Annotated in this window: 14 protein-coding genes; 11 read left to right on the top strand and 3 right to left on the bottom strand. The window is 56.7% G+C overall.

Annotation, left to right across the window (positions count from 1 at the left end):
• The first annotated feature begins 96 nt into the window (after positions 1-96).
• The 5 genes from lon (at position 97) to SPL01S_RS05465 (ending at position 6,099) form a co-directional block, all read left to right on the top strand.
• Entirely contained in the window at positions 97-2,451 is a 2,355-nt protein-coding gene (gene lon / locus SPL01S_RS05485; protein WP_063198069.1) for an endopeptidase La, read from the top strand.
• Positions 2,452-2,667: 216 nt separating this feature from the next.
• Positions 2,668-2,940 (top strand): nucleoid-associated protein HU-beta, encoded by a 273-nt coding sequence (gene hupB / locus SPL01S_RS05480; protein WP_062869847.1) that lies wholly within the window; start codon positions 2,668-2,670, stop codon positions 2,938-2,940.
• Between the two features lie 182 nt (positions 2,941-3,122).
• Positions 3,123-5,006 carry a peptidylprolyl isomerase gene (gene ppiD / locus SPL01S_RS05475; protein WP_004949311.1) on the top strand — a complete coding sequence of 628 codons (1,884 nt, stop codon included), beginning with the start codon at positions 3,123-3,125 and terminating at the stop codon, positions 5,004-5,006.
• 138 nt (positions 5,007-5,144) lie between these two features.
• The gene (locus SPL01S_RS05470) at positions 5,145-5,528 is read left to right on the top strand and encodes a ComEA family DNA-binding protein (RefSeq protein ID WP_063198067.1); all 384 of its coding nucleotides are present in this window, start codon (positions 5,145-5,147) and stop codon (positions 5,526-5,528) included.
• A gap of 157 nt (positions 5,529-5,685) precedes the next feature.
• Complete coding sequence (locus SPL01S_RS05465; RefSeq protein ID WP_006323939.1) at positions 5,686-6,099, top strand: YbgC/FadM family acyl-CoA thioesterase; 414 nt, start codon at positions 5,686-5,688, stop codon at positions 6,097-6,099.
• A 189-nt stretch (positions 6,100-6,288) separates the two neighbouring features.
• Here SPL01S_RS05465 and queC read toward each other — a convergent pair whose 3' ends face one another.
• Positions 6,289-6,987 carry a 7-cyano-7-deazaguanine synthase QueC gene (gene queC, locus SPL01S_RS05460; protein ID WP_062869849.1) on the bottom strand — a complete coding sequence of 233 codons (699 nt, stop codon included), beginning with the start codon at positions 6,985-6,987 and terminating at the stop codon, positions 6,289-6,291.
• 121 nt (positions 6,988-7,108) lie between these two features.
• Positions 7,109-8,833, bottom strand: a complete 1,725-nt coding sequence (locus SPL01S_RS05455) for an SgrR family transcriptional regulator (RefSeq protein WP_063198242.1) — start codon at positions 8,831-8,833, stop codon at positions 7,109-7,111.
• A gap of 103 nt (positions 8,834-8,936) precedes the next feature.
• On the opposite strand from SPL01S_RS05455, the gene cof reads away from it, so the two are divergent.
• Positions 8,937-9,761, top strand: a complete 825-nt coding sequence (gene cof / locus SPL01S_RS05450) for an HMP-PP phosphatase (protein WP_020453710.1) — start codon at positions 8,937-8,939, stop codon at positions 9,759-9,761.
• 58 nt (positions 9,762-9,819) lie between these two features.
• Here the strand turns inward: cof and SPL01S_RS05445 are convergent, their stop codons facing one another.
• Positions 9,820-10,860 (bottom strand): PLP-dependent cysteine synthase family protein, encoded by a 1,041-nt coding sequence (locus SPL01S_RS05445; RefSeq protein ID WP_063198064.1) that lies wholly within the window; start codon positions 10,858-10,860, stop codon positions 9,820-9,822.
• A gap of 122 nt (positions 10,861-10,982) precedes the next feature.
• On the opposite strand from SPL01S_RS05445, the gene SPL01S_RS05440 reads away from it, so the two are divergent.
• From SPL01S_RS05440 to amtB, 5 genes are all read left to right on the top strand, one after another.
• Positions 10,983-11,444 (top strand): Lrp/AsnC family transcriptional regulator, encoded by a 462-nt coding sequence (locus SPL01S_RS05440; protein ID WP_004949329.1) that lies wholly within the window; start codon positions 10,983-10,985, stop codon positions 11,442-11,444.
• A gap of 94 nt (positions 11,445-11,538) precedes the next feature.
• The gene (locus SPL01S_RS05435) at positions 11,539-13,314 is read left to right on the top strand and encodes a SmdA family multidrug ABC transporter permease/ATP-binding protein (protein WP_063198061.1); all 1,776 of its coding nucleotides are present in this window, start codon (positions 11,539-11,541) and stop codon (positions 13,312-13,314) included.
• The gene (locus tag SPL01S_RS05430; RefSeq protein WP_062869851.1) at positions 13,307-15,085 is read left to right on the top strand and encodes a SmdB family multidrug efflux ABC transporter permease/ATP-binding protein; all 1,779 of its coding nucleotides are present in this window, start codon (positions 13,307-13,309) and stop codon (positions 15,083-15,085) included. The genes SPL01S_RS05435 and SPL01S_RS05430 overlap by 8 nt, the downstream gene beginning before the upstream one ends.
• 299 nt (positions 15,086-15,384) lie before the next feature.
• Positions 15,385-15,723, top strand: a complete 339-nt coding sequence (gene glnK, locus SPL01S_RS05425) for a P-II family nitrogen regulator (protein ID WP_004949337.1) — start codon at positions 15,385-15,387, stop codon at positions 15,721-15,723.
• 36 nt (positions 15,724-15,759) lie between these two features.
• Complete coding sequence (gene amtB / locus SPL01S_RS05420; RefSeq protein ID WP_062793157.1) at positions 15,760-17,046, top strand: ammonium transporter AmtB; 1,287 nt, start codon at positions 15,760-15,762, stop codon at positions 17,044-17,046.
• Positions 17,047-17,111: the final 65 nt, after the last annotated feature.

Here is a 17,111-nt window from a genome sequence, read left to right as displayed (position 1 = left end):
CCATATACTCATTAACCAGATTTTATGAAACGTTTGATGCTTGCGTCTCATGAGATTCCCCTCAACCTGGCGGAAACTAAACTAAGAGAGAGCTCTATGAACCCTGAGCGTTCCGAACGCATTGAAATCCCCGTCTTGCCTTTGCGCGACGTGGTGGTTTATCCGCACATGGTGATCCCGTTATTTGTTGGCCGGGAAAAATCAATTCGGTGCCTCGAAGCAGCAATGGATCATGATAAAAAGATCATGCTGGTGGCACAGAAAGAGGCCTCAACGGATGAACCTGGCATTAACGATTTGTTCTCTGTCGGCACAGTCGCGTCTATCTTGCAGATGCTGAAACTGCCGGACGGCACGGTAAAAGTGCTGGTGGAAGGCTTGCAGCGGGCACGCATTACTACGCTTTCCGATAGCGGAGAGCATTTTGCCGCCCAGGCAGAATATCTTGAATCACCGGCGATCGACGAACGTGAACAAGAAGTCCTGGTGCGCACGGCAATCAATCAGTTTGAAGGCTACATCAAACTGAACAAGAAAATTCCACCGGAGGTGCTGACGTCATTGAACAGCATCGACGACGCTGCACGCCTGGCGGATACCATCGCCGCGCACATGCCGCTGAAACTCAGCGACAAGCAGTCGGTACTCGAGATGTTCGACATCACCGAGCGTTTGGAATACCTGATGGCGATGATGGAATCGGAAATCGACCTGCTGCAGGTTGAGAAACGTATCCGTAACCGCGTCAAGAAACAGATGGAAAAAAGCCAGCGCGAGTACTATCTGAATGACCAAATGAAAGCGATTCAGAAAGAACTGGGCGAGATGGACGACGCGCCGGACGAGCACGAAGCGCTGAAGCGCAAGATTGAAGCGGCGAAAATGCCGAAAGACGCGCGTGAAAAAACCGAAGCGGAGCTGCAAAAGCTGAAAATGATGTCACCGATGTCTGCGGAAGCGACGGTGGTGCGCGGTTACATCGATTGGATGCTGCAGGTACCCTGGAATGCGCGCAGCAAGGTGAAAAAGGACCTGATCAAGGCGCAGGAAGTGCTCGATATCGATCACTACGGCCTGGAGCGCGTCAAAGACCGCATTCTTGAGTATCTCGCAGTACAGAGCCGCGTCAGCAAAATCAAAGGGCCTATCCTGTGCCTGGTAGGGCCTCCGGGCGTGGGTAAAACCTCGCTTGGCCAGTCGATCGCCAAAGCGACCGGCCGCCAGTACGTGCGTATGGCGCTGGGCGGCGTGCGTGACGAAGCGGAAATCCGCGGTCACCGCCGTACCTATATCGGTTCGATGCCGGGCAAGCTGATCCAGAAAATGGCCAAGGTTGGGGTGAAAAACCCACTGTTCCTGCTGGACGAGATCGACAAGATGTCTTCCGACATGCGCGGCGATCCAGCTTCTGCATTGCTTGAGGTGCTGGATCCGGAACAGAACGTGGCGTTTAACGATCATTATCTGGAAGTGGATTACGATCTGTCCGACGTGATGTTCGTTGCTACCTCGAACTCGATGAACATTCCTGCGCCGCTGCTGGACCGTATGGAAGTTATCCGCCTGTCTGGATACACCGAGGACGAGAAGCTCAACATCGCCAAGCAGCACCTGTTGCCGAAGCAACTTGAGCGTAACGCCCTGAAAAAAGGTGAGCTGACGGTCGACGACAGCGCCATCACCGGCATTATCCGCTATTACACCCGCGAAGCCGGGGTGCGTAGCCTGGAGCGTGAAATCTCCAAGCTGTGCCGTAAAGCGGTGAAAACGCTGCTGATGGACAAAAAGATCAAGCATATCGAGATCAACGGCGACAACCTGAAAGATTACCTGGGCGTGCAGCGCGTTGACTACGGCCGTGCGGACACCGAAAACCGCGTGGGCCAGGTCACCGGTCTGGCATGGACGGAAGTGGGCGGCGATCTGCTGACCATTGAAACCGCCTGCGTGCCGGGCAAAGGCAAGCTGACTTACACCGGTTCTTTGGGTGAAGTGATGCAGGAATCGATTCAGGCGGCGCTGACCGTGGTCCGCGCGCGCGCGGACAAGCTGGGCATCAACGCTGATTTTTACGAGAAGCGTGACATCCACGTGCATGTGCCGGAAGGTGCAACGCCGAAAGATGGCCCAAGCGCCGGTATTGCCATGTGCACTGCGTTGGTTTCCTGCCTGACGGGCAACCCGGTTCGCGCCGACGTGGCGATGACCGGCGAGATCACGCTGCGTGGCCTGGTATTGCCGATTGGCGGTCTGAAAGAAAAACTGCTGGCGGCGCATCGCGGCGGTATCAAAACCGTGCTGATCCCGTATGAGAACAAGCGCGATCTGGAAGAGATCCCGGATAATGTCATCGCCGATCTGGATATTCATCCGGTGCAGCGAATTGATGAAGTTTTGAACCTTGCGTTGCAAAACCCGGCGTTCGGCGCGCTGCCGGTAGCGGCAAAATAGTGACGAATAGCAAAAACCATTGATAAAACTTATGCTGGCAAGTCATTTCGGACTTGCCAGTCTTTTTTTGTACCGCTAAGTTAGACAGCTGTCGGCCCGCGTTTTGCCACGCTTTCGGTGGCTTGCCAAGGTTCGATGGGATTGATATAACAGCTGCGCTGTCGCCACCGTAGGGATTTTTCGGTGCGACGATTGAATTCTAGAGGGGATGATAGAGTGAATAAGTCACAACTGATCGACAAAATTGCCGCAGGTGCTGATATTTCCAAAGCGGCAGCTGGACGTGCTTTAGATGCAGTAATTGCTTCTGTTACCGAATCCTTGAAGGAAGGGGATGACGTGGCCCTGGTTGGTTTCGGTTCTTTTACGGTGCGTGAGCGTTCGGCCCGTACTGGCCGCAACCCGCAAACAGGTAAAGAGATCAGCATCGCGGCAGCCAAAGTTCCGGCCTTCCGTGCAGGGAAAGCGCTGAAAGACGCAGTAAACTGATCGTTTGCGTCTAACCGGTTAGCGTTACAGGGTTTTGTAATAAACAATCACCTGACGCAACGGTGCTGGTAAGGTAAGATATAAGGCGCATCAGATTGATGCGCTTTTTTTATTTTTGTCGCAGGGAACGCGCCTGCGCAAGGGTGTTTTTAATCCACATCACAGCGGAGTGTTGTCACACTATGATGGACAATTTACGCGCGGCAGCTAATCACGTCGTGCTCAAAATCATCCTGGGCCTGATCATTTTGTCATTTCTTTTGACAGGGGTGGTCAGCTATCAGGGGAGTGCCGGTGATTATGCAGCGAAGGTCAATGGCCAGGTGATCGAGCGTGCTCAGCTGGAACAGGCTTTCCAAAGCGAACGCAGCCGGATGCAGCAACAACTGGGTGACCAGTTCTCCGCGCTGGCGGGCAACGAAGGCTATATGCAGCAGATGCGCCATCAGGCACTGTCGCAGTTGATCGACAACATGCTGCTGGATCAATACGCCAAAAAATTAGGCCTGAGCGTCAGCGACGATCAGGTAAAAGACGCCATCCGCAAGGCGCCTTACTTCCAGACCAACGGCCAGTTCGATAATGCCAAGTATCTCGATCTGATTAGCCGCATGGGATACACCGCCGATAACTTTGCGCAGTCGATGCGCCAGCAACTGGTTAATCAGCAGGTGATCCAGGCTTTCGGTCAATCAGGCTTCGTGTTGCCATCCGAGTCCCAAGGCATGGCTGCTCTGGTGCTGCAGGAGCGCAACGTGCGTCTGGCGACCCTGGATCTGAAAGCGCTGCAGGCTAAACAGACCGTGACCGACGATGAGCTGAAAGACTACTACAGCCAAAACAAGAACAGCTTCATTGCGCCGGAACAGGTCAAAGTCAGCTATATCCCGCTGGACGCCGCCTCGATGCAAGACAAGGTGACGGTGGCAGATGCGGATATCAGCGCCTACTACGACCAGCACAAAAGCAGCTATGGCCAGCCTGAGCGCAAAAATTACAGCGTGATCCAGCTGAAAACCGAGGCGGAAGCCAATGCGGTGTTGGATGAGCTGAAAAAAGGCGGCGATTTCGCCACTCTGGCGAAAGAAAAATCCACCGACATCATCTCTCGCCGCACCGGCGGTGAGCTGGGCTGGCTGGAGCCGGAAACCACCGCGGACGAACTGAAGCAGGCTAATCTGACCGAAAAAGGCCAGCTTTCCGGCGTAGTGAAGTCCTCCGTAGGTTATCTGGTGGTGCGCCTGAACGACATCGCACCGGAGAAAGTGAAGCCGTTGAGCGAAGTGCGTGACGACATCGCCAAACAGGTCAAGCAAGAGAAAGCGGTAGACGCTTATTACGCGCTGCAGCAGAAGGTGAGCGAAGCGGCCACCAGCGATAACGAGTCTCTGGCGTCAGCCGAAGAGGCCGCCGGCGTGAAAGCGGCACAAACCGAATGGTTCACCCGCGACAACGTTCCGGCAGCGCTGAACTTTAAACCGGTCATCCAGTCGATTTTCGACGGTTCACTGATTGGCGAGGGCGGCTCTCCGGGCAGCAACTCCGACGTGATCACCGTTGATGGCGACCGCGCCTTCGTGATCCGCGTGTCTGGTCACAAGCCGGAAGGCATTGAGCCGTTCGACCAGGTTAAAGATCGTGTGGCTGAGCTGGTCAAGCGCAACAAGGCTGAGCAAGAAGCTAAACTGCAGGGCGAGAAACTGCTGGTTGAACTGAAACAGGGCAAGGGCGACGAAGCGATGAAAGCGGCCGGCCTGAGCTTTGGCAGCGTGCAGAAGATGGCGCGTGCGCCGGAAGACAGCCAACTGGTGCAGAGCGTGTTTGCGCTGCCGCATCCGCAGGAAGGCAAACCGGTTTACGGCATGTCGCAAGATCGCCAGGACAACGTGGTGCTGATTGCGCTTGATGCGGTGAACCCGGGCACCTTGCCGGCAGAAGAAATGAAAACCTTCGTCGGCAAGATGGAAGAAGGGGCGACCGGCGTGTCCTTCGACTCCCTGCTGGCTAGCCTGCGTAAAGAAGCCAAGATCAAAATGGGTGCCGCTGAGCAGCAACAGCCTCAGTAAGCCCCGCATTTTTGTGCAACGCAATGTAATAACCAAAGGCCGCTTTCGCGGCCTTTTCCATATCTGAAATCCGCCAATTGCCGTTCGTCACCCGCTGCGGCAAGGTAGCCATGCTGTTAAACACAAGGAGGATACAGCATGCAACTTGCAGAAATAAAAGCAGTTAATGGTTATGGTTTCAGCGTCAAAGCGTTGTTGACGGCGGCCCTGATTTGCCTGGCGGGGCCGTCGATGGCCGCCGTGGAAAAAGCGGCGGCTGCTCCGCCGGTATTATCTGCGCCGGCGGTTAAGGCGGCGCAGGGAAGTGAGGTCGCCGTCGATGACGAAGCCTCAGTCAGCATCAATCAGGCCGATGCCGAGCAACTGGCCAGTGTGTTGAAGGGGGTAGGGCTGAAGAAAGCGGAGAGCATTGTGCGCTATCGCGAGCAGAACGGTCCGTTTACACAGATAGAACAACTCCAGGAAGTGCCGGGCATTGGGTCTGCACTGTTTGAAAGGAATCGCGCACGACTCAAAATGTGATGCTGTTCACGGCTGCGTGGCAAAGTGCCATTGCAGCCTTTTTCCTCTGCTACATTCTACAGGTCTTACCAGTTTGGCGTGTTGACCAAACGGGTGCGGGGGCAGTACGCCGTCCCCGCTTTATTCTGTAATCACCAGGCAGGAGCGGCCGTTCCCTATGCATCATACCTTTATTAAAGTCCGTGGTTATCATCTTGATGTTTATCAACACGTTAATAATGCCCGCTATCTGGAGTTTCTGGAGGAGGCGCGCTGGGATTGGCTGGAGAATCATGAAGGCTTCCGTTGGATGACGGAAAACGACATCGCCTTTATCGTGGTGAACATCAATATCAATTACCGCACTCCGGCGGTGTTGGGAGACAAACTGCGCATCGACAGCCAGATGGTGCAACTTAACGGCAAAAGCGGTGTGCTAAGCCAGAAGGTGACGCAGGATGCAACGGGCACGCTGGTTGCGGATGCGCTACTGACCTTTGTGTGTGTCGATCTGAAAACCCAGAAGGCATTGCCGATTGAGGGGCAACTGCGCGAACATCTGCAGGTGCTCACGCAGCCGGAGAATCGGTAAAGCAACGAGCGGCAATCTTTGCCGCCGTTATATCCGTCATACTTCAAGCGGCAATCTTTGCCGCCGTTATATCCGTCATACTTCAAGCGGCACCCTTGTTGGCTACCCGAGTCACTTACTTGAGTAAGCTCATCGGGATGCGTTTGCTTGCCGCTTCGACGCCACTCGAATTATTTCGGGTAGGTACACTCAGGCCAGGCCAGTCTTCTGTTTCAGACTCGCCATCACTTCGGCTTTGTTGATTTGATAGTGCTTCAGGCCGTTGGCGCGCAGGTGGCAGGCTGCGCATTCGCCACAGCCATCACCCTGAATACCGTTGTAGCAGGTCAGGGTATCCTGACGTACCCGATCTAACTGCTGATAGTAATCCGCCAGCGCCCAGGTCTCTGCCTTATTCAGCCACATCAGTGGCGTTTCGAAGCGAATATCGCGGGCGATACCGAGCACCACTGCGTGATTCAGCGCTTTGACAAACTCGTCGCGGCAATCCGGGTAACCGGAAAAGTCGGTTTCACAAACGCCGGTGATCACGGCTTCGGCTTCCACCTGGTAGGCATAGATAGCGGCCAGCGTCAGGAACAGGATATTACGGCCCGGTACGAAAGTGCTTGGCAGCCCGCCTTCCTGCTCGTTGTTATAGGCAGGCACCGGAATGCTGTCACGGGTCAGGCTACTGATAGCCAGTTCGTTGAGTAACCCTACGTCCAGCACCTTATGCGCTTTGGCGCCAAGCGCGACCGACAGCGCCTGAGCGACTTCGATTTCGGCGCGGTGACGCTGGCCGTAATCGAACGTGATGCAATGCACTTCATCGTACTGCTGCAATGCCTGAATCAAGCAGGTCGTGGAATCTTGTCCACCGCTGAAAACGACAACCGCGCGTTTCATAAAATCACCTTATTTTATGGCTGAAACCGGGCCGAGGCACCCTCGGGCGACCGGATAAAAAATGCGTGCGGCAACTAGGGTAGCAGAAATGGCTGCATGTCGTAGCCGCCGCTTCCATTTATCACTGAGGAGGCTGTGGTTGATTCTCCACCGGGGGTGGCAGCCAGGCCTGGCAGAAATCAAACCAGCCATAGGCGGTCAGGGTAACGCCATGAATACGCGGTGGTGCGCTGATTTGATATTGGTAGTGAAACAGCGGGGTGATGATCGCCGCTGCCATCAACTGCTGATAGTAAGTTTTCAATTGCTCAAAACGCGGTTGCTGCGCGGGAAATTGCTGGATCCGCTGCAACGTTTGTTGCTGATGCTGCCAGCGTGAGTCAGGCAAAATGCCACGCCACAGCGTATCTTGCCGCAACCAGCTTTCCAGCGTGGCTTCTGGCGACTCACCGATCAGGTTATCCGCCAGCAGGAGATCGGCCTGTTCGATTTGCTCCGCGCTTTGCCAGCGTTTGCCCGCATAGTAACGCACCTCCAGCTCACAGCCATGGCGCGCCAATAATTGTTGCAGCGCCACCGTGACCGTCTCCAGCTCAACCGGCGGCCGGTACAACAGCGTCAGCCTGGCGGGCAGGGCAATATCCTCGCAGGCCAGATGTTGCGGGATCGCCCAGCCAGGCAGCATCTCGTGGCTGGGGGTGATGACGCTGTTGGGGACCGGCAGATTGGCCATCAGGCCGGATTGCTGGATTAGCATCAGCAGTTTCTGCCCCTGTGCTTCACTGATCACGCCATGCTTCAGGTTAATCGCCAGATAGCACCAGCCCAGGCTCATGCTGCGTTGCACCGGCCGGGCCAGCGCCAGCTCTTCCTGAGGGCCGATGGTAATACGCACCGGGTGCTGGCAACTGGTGTAAGCGCCGCCGGCATGCAGTTCCGGGGTGATCCAATACTCAATGCTTTCCAGATAAGGATGCTGCAAATGGTAAAACGGATGCTGCTCCAGGCGTACCAGATGCGGCTCATTTAGCGTGAGCTTAAAGGGGCCGGCGCCAATGCCCGGCGAGTCCGGGTGGGTCAGCAGACAGGGCAACTCTGCCAGCCGGTGTGCCAGCCAAAAGTCCGGGCGCAGCAGATCAAACTGGATGCACAAGGCATGAGGCAGGCTGATGGCGGCAACGCTGGCCAGGCTTGGCTGGCTGCGCGGATGCTGGAGTAATTTCTCCAACGTTTGCAGCAGCTGTTGCCCGGTCAGCGGTTCGCCGTTATGCCAGCGCAACTGGCTGCGCAGAAAAAACTGCCAGCACAGCCCGTCGTCACTGATTTGCCAGTGATGGGCCAGATCCGGTTGTGGCTCGGGGTTGCCGGTCATAAAGCGCGTCAATCCGGCGTGCAGTGTGGCGACCAGATGTTGCTCGGCACGGCCGGTGAGGGTCAGCGGATCCAGGGTTTCCAGCGTACGGTAGTAGGGGATACGCAGCGTCGGGCTGCCCGCCTGCCATTGGCCGCCGAGGTGTGGGCTGAGCAACTCTTGCAGATGTTGCGGATCCAACTGCGCCATTTCCAATGCGCCCTGATGATCGCCGTTTTGCAACAATCTTTGCAGATGAGCGGCCCGCAGTTCATCCGGGGTTTTCAGGCAGTGAAGACGAGCGCGTTTGCCGCGCCCGGCCTGTGAATGCCAGCTCAGCCAGCCTTGATCCTGCAACTGCTGCACCAGCGTGCGGGCATGGCGTTCGCTGCAATAGAACAGCGCCGCCAGCTCGCCGATGGTGATCGCCACCGGCGCGCCGCCGATCTGCTGGTACAGGCGTTGATATTGGCTGAGACGGTGGGTCAGGCGCATGATAGAAATCCGGAACAGTTTTGCAGAATTGTTCACTATTACTTCCGCAAATACCATCCCATACTGCAGTGATTGTAATCGCGTTCACATTCACGAGGTCTTTATGTATCGTCTGGCGGCTTTTGATATGGATGGCACTTTGCTGACGCCGGATCACCGGGTCGGATCGGAAACCCTGGCGGTGCTGAAGCAACTGGTTGAACGAGACATGATCGTGACCTTCGCCACCGGGCGCCACTACCTTGATGCTCAGCCGATCATGGCGCAACTCGGCCTGCAGGGCTATCTGATTACCGGCAACGGTACCCGGGTTTACGACAATCGGGGGCAGCAACTGCACGCCACCGATTTGCCCGCCGATATTGCCGAAGAGGTGCTGCATACCCACTGGCGCACCGAGGCCAGCATGCACGTTTTTCGTGATGAAGGCTGGATAACGGAATTTGCGGTACCGGACGAGATGCTAAGGGCACATCACCTGAGCGGTTTTCGTTTCCAACTGGCGGAACTGCGCCGGCTGCCGGCGTTCGGCAACAGTAAAGTGTGTTTTATCGCGCCGCACGAGGCGTTACTGGCATTGCAGCTGCAACTGCAGGCGCATCTGGGCGACAGGGCCGATCTTTGTTTTTCCGCTTACGAATGCCTGGAGGTGCTGCCGCTCGGCTGCAACAAGGGCACTGCGTTGGATATGCTGAGCCGCCACCTGGGGATAACGATGGCGGACTGCATGGCGTTTGGCGATGCGATGAACGACAAGGAGATGCTGGCGACGGTGGGGCACGGCGTGGTGATGGGCAATGCCTTGCCGCAGTTGAAGTCGCTGCTGCCCCGGCTACCGGTTATCGGCCACTGCGAACAGCAGGCGGTGGCTCACTATTTGCAACATTGGCTGCGTTCACCTTACCTCACCTATTCCCCCGAATTATGAGGTTTTACTTTTACAGCCGGCCGGGTATGACTTACCCGGCTTTTTTTGTTCTCGATGCTTACAGATCTTCCAGTTGCGCCAGCCAGGGTGTCAGGTCACCAATATTGTTGTTCACCCATTCCGGGTTGTAATAAGTGTCCAGATAGCGTTCGCCGCTGTCGCACAACAGGGTAACGATCGATCCCTGCTCAGTCTTTTCACGCATTTGTTTCGCCAATTGCAGCGCGCCCCAAACGTTGGTGCCGGTGGAGGCACCCACTTTGCGCCCCAACACTTTTTCCAGCCAGTGGATAGTGGCGACGCTGGCCGCATCCGGTACGCGCAGCATAGCGTCGACTACCGACGGAATAAATGAAGGCTCGGCGCGTGGGCGGCCAATGCCTTCGATCCGGCTGCCGCAACTGCCGATAATGGTGCGGTCGCGCTGGTGGAAACAATCGTAGAACACCGAGTTTTCCGGATCGACCACCGTCAGGCGCGTGTCGTGCCCTTGATAGCGAATATAGCGCCCCAGAGTTGCAGAGGTGCCGCCGGTACCGGCGCTCATCACAATATGTTTGGGTACCGGGAAGGGCTCGCGCGCCATCTGGCGGAAGATGCTGTCGGCGATGTTGTTGTTACCGCGCCAGTCTGTCGCACGCTCGGCGTAGGTAAACTGATCCATATAGTGGCCGTTCAGCTCTTTCGCCAATTGTTCGGAGACGGCGTAAATTTGCGCCGCATGGTCGACAAAGTGGCAACGGCCGCCGTAGAAGGCGATTTGCTCAACTTTGCGGCGCGCGGTGCAGGACGGCATCACGGCGATAAACGGTAAACCAATCAGCCGAGCGAAGTAGGCCTCGGATACCGCGGTACTGCCGGAAGAGGCTTCGATAATCGTGGTGTTTTCGGTGATCCAACCGTTGCACAAACCGTACAGGAACAGCGAACGGGCCAACCGGTGCTTCAGGCTGCCGGTCGGGTGAGTGCTTTCATCTTTCAGGTACAGGCAGATACCGGGAAATTCAGGCAGGTTCAGGCGGATCAGGTGCGTGTCGGCGGAGCGTTGGAAATCCGCTTCTATTTCACCGATCGCATATTTTACCCAAGAATTTGTCATCGTCTGGCCTCAGAATAGGGGGCTTGTTTACCGCGTAGCATAGCCTGTCGCTGGGAAAAAAGGATTGCCATTTTCCCTGTTTAATCGCCTAATAGGAGAAAATTTTTCTCCTGGTTGGCGATATGTTAGATAAAACAGACCGTAAATTACTGTGCATGCTGCAACAGGACTGCACGCAGTCGCTGCAGGCGCTGGCCGACGCGGTCAATCTGACGTCGACGCCCTGCTGGAAAAGGCTGAAGCGGCTGGAAGATGAAGGCTACATCCGTGGGCGCGTCGCGCTGCTGGATAACGAAAAGCTGGGCCTGGGGCTGACGGCGTTTGTGCTGATCAAAACCCAGCAGCACAGCAGCGAGTGGTATCAGAAGTTCGTGCAACTGACCCAACAGATGCCAGAGGTGCTGGCGTTCTATCGCATGGCGGGAGAGTACGATTACCTGATGCAGGTGGAAGTGGCGGACATGAAGAGTTACGACAGCTTTTACAAGCGCCTGGTGAACGGCGTGCCGGGGTTGATCGACGTCACTTCCAGCTTCGCGATGGAAAAAATCAAATACACCACCGCGCTGCCGGTTCCCGAGTGAAATGTTCACCAAACTGGCAAAGTAACGGTGGTATTCTACTCTGCTGAGTCAGAGCAAGAGTAAAATCGACTACATTATCCTGGAATAAAACTGCGTGAGATTATTTGCTCAAATCGGCTGGTATTTCCGCCGCGAGTGGCGCCGCTACCTGGGGGCGGTGGTGCTGCTGATCGTCATCGCCATACTGCAACTGTTGCCGCCCAAGCTGGTGGGCATCATTGTCGACGGCATCACCGAAAAACAGATGTCCGCCGGCGTGTTGATGGCCTGGCTGGGGCTGATGCTCGGCACCGCCGTGATTGTTTACCTGCTGCGCTACGTGTGGCGGGTGCTGCTGTTTGGTGCTTCCTACCAACTCGCCGTTGAACTGCGCGAGAATTTTTATCGCCAGCTCAGCAGGCAGAATCCGGCCTTTTATCTGCGTCACCGCACCGGTGATCTGATGGCGCGCGCCACCAATGATGTGGATCGGGTGGTTTTCGCCGCCGGTGAAGGGGTGCTGACGCTGGTGGATTCACTGGTGATGGGGTTGGCGGTGCTGGTGGTGATGAGTACCCAAATCAGCTGGCAACTGACTCTGCTGTCGCTGATCCCGATGCCGATCATGGCGATTGTGATTAAGTATTATGGCGATCAGTTGCATCAGCGCTTTAAATCGGCGCAGGCAGCCTTTTCCAGCCTGAACGATCAGGCTCAGGAAAGCATGACCAGCATTCGTATGATCAAGGCATTCGGCCTGGAAGATCATCAGTCCAACCAGTTTGCGGAAGTCGCCGCGCAAACCGGCGCCAAAAATATGCACGTGGCGCGAATAGACGCCCGTTTTGATCCGACGATTTATATCGCCATCGGCGCTTCCAATTTGCTGGCGATCGGCGGCGGCAGTTGGATGGTGGTCAACGGTTCGCTGACGCTTGGCCAATTGACCAGCTTCGTGATGTACCTTGGCCTGATGATTTGGCCGATGCTGGCGCTGGCCTGGATGTTCAACATCGTGGAGCGCGGCAGCGCGGCGTATGGCCGTATTCGCAGCCTGCTGGAGGAAGCGCCGGCGGTGACCGACGGCGAGAGCCTGTTGCCGGCCGGGCGCGGCAACCTGGAGGTCGACATCCGGGCATTCCATTACCCGGGAAATTCGCACGCGGCTCTGCACAACGTGGCGCTGAAACTGGCGCCGGGGCAGATGCTCGGCCTGTGCGGGCCAACCGGTGCCGGGAAGTCGACGCTGCTGTCGTTGATCCAGCGTCAGTTTGACATTGACGAGGGCCAGATTAGCTATCAGGGGATGCCGCTGACTCAGGTGAAGCTTGACGATTGGCGCTCGAGGCTGTCCGTGGTCAGCCAGACGCCGTTCCTGTTTTCGGACAGCGTTGCCAACAATATTGCGCTGGGCAAGCCGGGAGCGACGCAGGAGCAGATTGAACGCGCAGCTCGTCTGGCCAGCGTGCACGAGGATATCTTGCGGCTGCCGCAGGGCTATGAAACCGAAGTGGGCGAGCGCGGCGTAATGCTCTCCGGTGGGCAGAAACAGCGTATTTCCATTGCACGTGCCTTGTTGCTGGATGCGGAGATCCTGATCCTCGACGACGCGCTCTCGGCGGTGGATGGCCGTACTGAACATCAGATCCTGCACAATTTACGCAGCTGGGGGCAGAACCGTACGGTGATTATCAGCGCGCACCGGCTTTCGGCGTTGACCGAAGCCAGCGAGATCCTGGTGATACAGCACGGCGGCGTGGCGCAGCGCGGCCAGCATGCGTCGCTGGCAACTCAGCCAGGCTGGTATCGCGATATGTATCGCTATCAGCAACTGGAGGCGGCGCTGGATGAAGCTCCGCAAGCCGGCGAGGAGATGTTAACCAATGAATAAAATGCAAAAGCTGTGGCCGACGCTGAAACGGCTGCTGGCTTATGGTTCGCCCTACCGCAAACCGCTGGGGCTGGCGGTGTTGATGCTGTGGGTAGCGGCCGCGGCGGAAGTCGCCGGGCCGATTCTGGTCAGTTACTTTATCGATAATTACGTCGCCAAAGGGCAATTGCCGTTGATGATCGTCTGCGGGCTGGCGGCGGCCTACATTCTGCTGGAGCTGTTGGCGGCGGCGCTGCACTATTTTCAGGCGCTGCTGTTCAATCAGGCCGCGGTGGGGGTGGTTCAACGTCTGCGCACCGATGTGATGGACGCTGCACTGCGTCAGCCGCTCAGCGCTTTCGATACGCAACCGGTCGGGCAGTTAATCTCCCGGGTGACCAATGACACCGAAGTGATTAAAGATCTGTACGTAATGGTGGTTTCCACCGTGCTGAAAAGTGCCGCGTTGATTGGTGCCATGCTGGTGGCGATGTTTAGCCTCGACTGGCGCATGGCGCTGGTGGCGATTTGCATCTTCCCGGCGGTATTTGTGGTGATGGGTATTTATCAGTACTACAGCACGCCGGTCGTACGCCGGATGCGCGGCTATCTGGCGGACATCAACGACGGTTTTAATGAAGTGATCAACGGCATGGGCGTGATCCAACAGTTCCGTCAGCAGATCCGCTTTGGCGAACGCATGAGCGCAGCCAGTCGGTCACACTATTCCGCGCGTATGCAGACGCTGCGCCTGGACGGTTTTCTGCTGCGGCCGCTGCTCAGCCTGTTTTCGGCGCTGGTGCTGTGCGGCCTGCTGATGCTGTTCGGTTTCAGCGGCGAAGGGTCGATAGGCGTCGGGGTGCTGTATGCTTTTATCAACTACCTGGGGCGCCTGAATGAGCCGCTAATCGAACTGACGTCGCAACAGTCGATCCTGCAACAGGCGGTGGTGGCCGGCGAGCGCATTTTCGAGTTGATGGACCGCAGCCAGCAAAGTTACGGGACGGACGATCGCCCACTGGAAAGCGGCCGTATCGACATCGACAACCTGAGCTTTGCTTACCGTGAAGATAAAAAGGTGCTGCAACATATTTCGCTGTCGGTGCCTTCGCGCGGTTTCGTGGCGCTGGTCGGCCATACCGGCAGCGGCAAGAGCACCTTGGCTAATTTGCTGATGGGTTATTACCCGGTCAACGAAGGCGAAGTGCGCCTTGACGGCCGTCCGCTGTCCAACCTGTCGCACCGCACGCTGCGCCAGGGTGTGGCAATGGTGCAGCAAGATCCGGTGGTGATCGCCGAATCGGTGCTGGCCAACGTGACTCTGGGGCGCAACATCAGCGAAGAGACGGTCTGGCAGGCGCTGGAAACGGTGCAGTTGGCTGAGCTGGTACGGACCTTCCCGCAGGGCATCCATACCCGTCTGGGCGAGCAGGGCAACAATCTGTCGGTGGGCCAGAAACAGCTGTTGGCAATGGCCAGAGTGTTGGTGCAGGCGCCGCAGATCCTGATCCTGGACGAGGCGACCGCCAACATTGACTCCGGAACCGAGCAGGCGATCCAGCGCGCGCTGCGTTTGATCCGTGAACACACCACGTTGGTGGTGATCGCTCACCGTCTGTCGACCATTGTCGATGCCGACTCGATTTTGGTGTTGCACCGCGGTCAGGCAGTCGAGCAGGGCAATCATCAGCAACTGCTGGCGCAGCAGGGGCGTTACTACCAGATGTATCAACTGCAACTGGTGGGCGAGGAGCTGGCCGCTGCCAGCCGCGAAGAAACGCAAACCGCCTAATCCCAGGGGCCGGTCATCAAAACCGGCCCTTTCTTTTTCCCGCCACGCACCACAAACAGGCATCCATCCTTTTCAAATCCCTTGCTCTGCACTTTTTCGACGCATCACGCACCAAATTAGTGCGCAATATTTAATCGATCACCCTCGCAGGAACCGGTTGCCGGGTAGCCTCGGTACGTCGCATCGCCAGCCCGTCGGTTAATTTGCTGAATTCGCGCACAAAACCATTTGTGGCATAGCCTTTGCTTTATAAGACTCGTACCAAGGGGGAGTTTGGGCTTAATTCGTGGAGGGGCAATATGAAGCTGGTTACCGTGGTGATTAAACCATTCAAGCTGGAGGACGTGCGTGAAGCCCTATCCTCTGTAGGTATTCAGGGGCTGACCGTAACCGAAGTGAAAGGGTTTGGTCGCCAGAAGGGTCATGCTGAGCTCTATCGCGGAGCGGAATACAGCGTCAACTTCTTACCTAAAGTCAAAATCGACATTGCTATCGCCGACGATCAGTTGGACGAAGTGGTTGATGTCATTAGTAAAGCGGCCTACACCGGTAAAATCGGTGACGGCAAAATTTTCGTTGCCGAATTGCAACGTGTCATTCGCATTCGCACCGGCGAAACAGACGAAGCAGCACTGTAATCACAGGCTCAGTAAAGTAATGGGGATGGATTGATAATGAAAAAACTTTTATCCATGTTGGGCCTGAGTACGGTAACCATGGTTCCTTCTTTGGCCCTGGCCGCTCCGGCGGTCGCAGACAAGGCTGACAACGCGTTCATGATGATTTGCACCGCTTTGGTGCTGTTCATGACCTTGCCGGGCGTAGCTCTGTTTTACGGTGGTTTGCTGCGTTCCAAAAACGTGCTCTCCATGTTGACTCAGGTCACCGTTACCTTCGCAATGGTGTGCGTGCTGTGGGTGCTTTATGGCTACAGCCTGGCTTTCAGCGAGGGCAATGCATTCTTCGGCGGATTCCAGACGGCGATGCTGAAAGGCATTGGCATCGATAGCGTCACCGGCACCTTTAGCCAGATGATCCACGTGGCATTCCAGGCTTCCTTTGCCTGTATTACCGTTGCGCTGGTGGTGGGTGGCTTTGCCGAGCGTATCCGCTTCTCTGCGGTAGTGATTTTTGCGGCCATCTGGTTCACCATTTCCTACCTGCCGATTGCGCACATGGTATGGGGCGGCGGTTTCCTGGCCGCTGACGGCGCGCTGGACTTTGCCGGCGGCACCGTAGTGCACATCAACGCGGCAAGCGCCGGGCTGATTGGCGCCTACCTGTTGGGTAAACGTGCCGGCTTCGGCAAAGAAGCTTTCAAGCCGCACAACCTGCCGATGGTGTTTACCGGCGCTTCAATCCTGTATGTCGGCTGGTTTGGCTTCAACGCCGGTTCTGCCAGCGCGGCTAACGGCATTGCGGCACTGGCGTTCCTGAACACCGTGGTTGCTACCGCCGGCGCGATCCTCTCCTGGACCTTTGCCGAGTGGATTGTGCGCGGCAAACCTTCACTGCTGGGCGCATGCTCCGGTTGTATCGCCGGGCTGGTCGCTATCACGCCGGCTGCGGGTACCGTGGGTATCGGCGGGGGGCTGATTATCGGCCTGGTGGGCGGCGTTGCCGGTCTGTGGGGCGTGGTCACGCTGAAGAAATGGCTGAATGTGGATGATACCTGTGACGTGTTCGGCGTGCATGGCGTGTGCGGCATCGTCGGCTGTCTGTTGACCGGCGTGTTCACCTCTGCCTCACTGGGCGGCACCGGGTACGCAGAAGGCGTTACCATGAGCCATCAGGTGCTGGTCCAACTGATGAGCGTGGCAATCACCCTGGTCTGGTCCGGTGTGGCTGCTTTCATCGCCTTTAAAGTGGCGGGCGCCATCGTCGGTCTGCGCGTACCGGAAGAGCAGGAGCGCGAAGGTCTGGACGTCAACAGCCATGGCGAGAGTGCCTATAACCAATAAGCCTTGAAGAAGGGCAGTGCGCTAAATAACACGAAAAATAATGATGATGCGAAAAGGGCGATGGT

Source organism: Serratia plymuthica NBRC 102599, assembly GCF_001590925.1.
GTDB lineage: Bacteria > Pseudomonadota > Gammaproteobacteria > Enterobacterales > Enterobacteriaceae > Serratia > Serratia plymuthica.
This window is presented reverse-complemented; position numbering and strand designations above follow the sequence as displayed.

Coding starts and splice junctions, on each gene's coding strand:
- SPL01S_RS05430 (WP_062869851.1), top strand. CDS start 13,307: ATGAATAAAATGCAAAAGCTGTGGCCGACGCTGAAACGGCTGCTGGCT.
- glnK (WP_004949337.1), top strand. CDS start 15,385: ATGAAGCTGGTTACCGTGGTGATTAAACCATTCAAGCTGGAGGACGTG.
- SPL01S_RS05455 (WP_063198242.1), bottom strand. CDS start 8,833: ATGCGCCTGACCCACCGTCTCAGCCAATATCAACGCCTGTACCAGCAG.
- lon (WP_063198069.1), top strand. CDS start 97: ATGAACCCTGAGCGTTCCGAACGCATTGAAATCCCCGTCTTGCCTTTG.
- queC (WP_062869849.1), bottom strand. CDS start 6,987: ATGAAACGCGCGGTTGTCGTTTTCAGCGGTGGACAAGATTCCACGACC.
- cof (WP_020453710.1), top strand. CDS start 8,937: ATGTATCGTCTGGCGGCTTTTGATATGGATGGCACTTTGCTGACGCCG.
- ppiD (WP_004949311.1), top strand. CDS start 3,123: ATGATGGACAATTTACGCGCGGCAGCTAATCACGTCGTGCTCAAAATC.
- SPL01S_RS05445 (WP_063198064.1), bottom strand. CDS start 10,860: ATGACAAATTCTTGGGTAAAATATGCGATCGGTGAAATAGAAGCGGAT.
- SPL01S_RS05440 (WP_004949329.1), top strand. CDS start 10,983: ATGTTAGATAAAACAGACCGTAAATTACTGTGCATGCTGCAACAGGAC.
- amtB (WP_062793157.1), top strand. CDS start 15,760: ATGAAAAAACTTTTATCCATGTTGGGCCTGAGTACGGTAACCATGGTT.
- SPL01S_RS05470 (WP_063198067.1), top strand. CDS start 5,145: ATGCAACTTGCAGAAATAAAAGCAGTTAATGGTTATGGTTTCAGCGTC.
- SPL01S_RS05465 (WP_006323939.1), top strand. CDS start 5,686: ATGCATCATACCTTTATTAAAGTCCGTGGTTATCATCTTGATGTTTAT.